At 68.8% G+C, this 2,840-nt stretch carries 1 protein-coding gene; it reads right to left on the reverse strand.

What is annotated here, in order from left to right:
- On the reverse strand, positions 1-1,613 hold a 1,613-nt coding region (locus DP939_RS45125; RefSeq protein WP_225878961.1), incomplete at its 3' end, for a SulP family inorganic anion transporter.
- Between the last annotated feature and the right edge of the window lie 1,227 nt (positions 1,614-2,840).

The following is a 2,840-nucleotide window of genomic DNA, read 5'->3' on the forward strand; positions in this document are numbered from 1 at the left end:
AAGATGGGCCGTACCAGCGGCGCGGTACGCCGGTGGAACTCCTGCGCCCCCTGGGTGATCCGGCACTCGCTCTCGCTCTCGGTCATGCCCGTCTCGGCCCGGCGGCGGTGGGTCCAGGGCAGCCACCAGCGCCCGGCCGGCTTCGGCGGGCTTTTGGCCGGGGCCATCCGGGCGCCGCCCGCCGCCATTGTGTACCACTGGTCGTGGAGTTCGTCGATGGCGACCGTGCCGCCCAGGCGTTCGTGGTCCTTCCGCCAGGAGTGGATGGCCTCGAAGGCGGCGTTGTCCATGAAGTCGATGTTCAGGTCGAGGTCGACGGTGATGCCGGTGGGGATCGCCCGCAGTTCCTGGGTCAGGTGCGGTACGCCGAGGAAGGTGAGCGAGCCGGAGACGGTGACGTGCAGGCGTCCGTCCGGTTCCTCGCGCTTGTCGATCGTGACCCGCGTGAGCCGCCGCAGCGCCAGCAGCGCGGCCAGGGCGAGCCCGGCCAGAACGCCCTCGGCGAGCCCGACCAGGACCACCCCGGTCATGGTGACCAGGTAGACCGGTACCTCGTGGTGGCCGTGCACCTTTCTGGCGTTGCCGAGGCTGATGGTCCTGATGCCGATGAAGACCAGCAGGGCCGCCAGCGCCTCGATCGGGATCAGCTTGATCGTTCCGCCCAGGCAGAGCGCGAACAGCAGGACCCACACGCCGTGCAGGATGGCCGAGGACCGGCTACGGGCGCCGGCCCGGATGTTGGTGGTGCTGCGCACGATCACTCCGGCCACCGGGAGCCCGCCCAGGACACCGCTGACCATGTTCGCCACGCCCTGCCCGCACAGCTCGCGATCCAGGTCGGCGCGGCGGCCGTTGTGCATGCCGTCGGTGGCCGTGCAGCACAGCAGCGATTCGGCTCCGGCCAGCAGCGCGATCAGCAGCGCCGCCGCGGCGACGTGGTGCCAGTCGCCCTGGGGCAACTGCGGCGGCGCCCAGGTGGCGATGGCACCCGACAGGTCGATGCGGGTGACGTCCCAGCTCAGCAACCAGGCCGTAGCGGCGGCCACGAACAGCGCCGCCAGCGGCGCCGGGACGGCACTGACCCTTCTGGGCAGCCGCTCCCAGACCAGCAGCACCACGACCGTGAGCACGCCCACCATCACCTTGTGGCCGTGCATGCCGACGATCTGGCCGGGCAACTGGATCAGGTTCGCCAGGGCCGAGTGCTCCGGGCTGCCGCCGAGGACCACATGGAGCTGGGCGAGGGCGATGACGATACCGACCCCGGCCAGCATGCCGTGCGCGACCGCGGGCGAGACCGCCAGCGCGGCCCGCGCCGCCTTGAGCAGGCCGAGCAGCACCTGGATGGCCCCGGCCAGGATGGTGATCAGGCAGGTGGCCCGCCAGCCGTAGGTGTGGATCAGTCCGGCGATCACAACGGTCAGGCTGGCGGTCGGCCCGCTCACCTGGATCGGGGAACCGCCCAGCCGGCCCGCGACGATGCCGCCCGTGGCGGCGGCGATCAACCCGGCGGCGAGCGGCGCCCCGGCCGCCATGGCGATGCCCAGCGACAGGGGCACCGCGACCAGGAAGACAACGAGTGACGCCGGAAGATCATACCTGAATGCACTCATAAAACTACTCTGTGTAACCATTTTCATGGAGGACACCCTAACGCCGGTGCACGCTCCCGATCCGGGCATGGCAAGTGCCGGACGCCTGTCCGCCATGGATGCCATGGATGCCTCTGCCTCCGCTTGTTCGGCGATCGAGTCGGGACGCCGGCGCCCTGACTCGCTGCGTGAGGCACCCTTTCGTCGCCCTGTACGCACTCCCCGCCCATGCTGGAGGGCTTCCCGTGATGCGAGGAGGGTCACCGTCGTCCCGGCTGGGGCGGCGTATCGCTGACCCCGAGCAGCCGGACGCTCGCATCGGTCAGTGCGTTGGCGGCGGCGTGGCCGGCGACGGCGGGCACCCTAGGACTGTCCTTCCCTCGGCCCGCCCACGGTGATCATCGCTGAGACTATCCTTCGGACCTCTCCGACAGATATCGCCCGTTCTCTGTCACACCACCACTGGGCGGCTACCGCCGGCGCAGATCACGGCGTGGTGCCAGGATGTGACGTGCCACGGTTAATGTCGCTGATTCTGCCGCGCTCTTGTCACGTCGGCTCGGCAGGCTGGTTGATGAACTGGTGGGCGTTATGGGGGTTGAGGAACCCGGGAACAACTGCTCTCCAGCATGGACGGCAAGACGATCAGCCAGTTCTGGGACGCGATCGAGCCGCGCTTGGATGACCGGGAACAACGGGGCAGCCGCACCCTGTGCCGGATGAGCGCGGTCATCGAGGCGATGAACGAGATCTGCCGCGGCCCTGGGTTGCCGCCGATTCGGAGCAGGACCATCTCAGAAGATCACCAGCCGGTCCGGCCAGTGAACACTGAGAGAGCAGAGCCCAGCGGGCAATGTGATCTCATCCAACCGCCGCTTCACCACTTGCCCTGCCGGGTCAGGCAGCGTGAAGCGAACAAGCCGGGGCGGACTTGCGGCCGGGCTGTTTGCCTCCGGGTCAGGCCGATGAGGATGCCGGGGCAGGCGGGGGGATCCCGGGCGTGGGCTCACCCCGAGTTGCAGTTCATATTTCCATATGGCAATATGAACTCCGTTCCGGCCGAGGATCCTTGACGCCTCGAACGACACCCGAAGGAGAATCCATGACCGACGGAACTTTGGAAACGATCGACGGCCGCCCGGCGCTGCGCTTCGAACGCGTGCTCGCCTATCCGGTAGAGCGCGTGTGGCGGGCGGTCAGCGTACCGGCGGAGCTGGAGCGCTGGATGCCCGCGGCCGTCAACTGGAC

Source organism: Spongiactinospora rosea, from assembly GCF_003315795.1.
Classification (GTDB): domain Bacteria; phylum Actinomycetota; class Actinomycetes; order Streptosporangiales; family Streptosporangiaceae; genus Spongiactinospora; species Spongiactinospora rosea.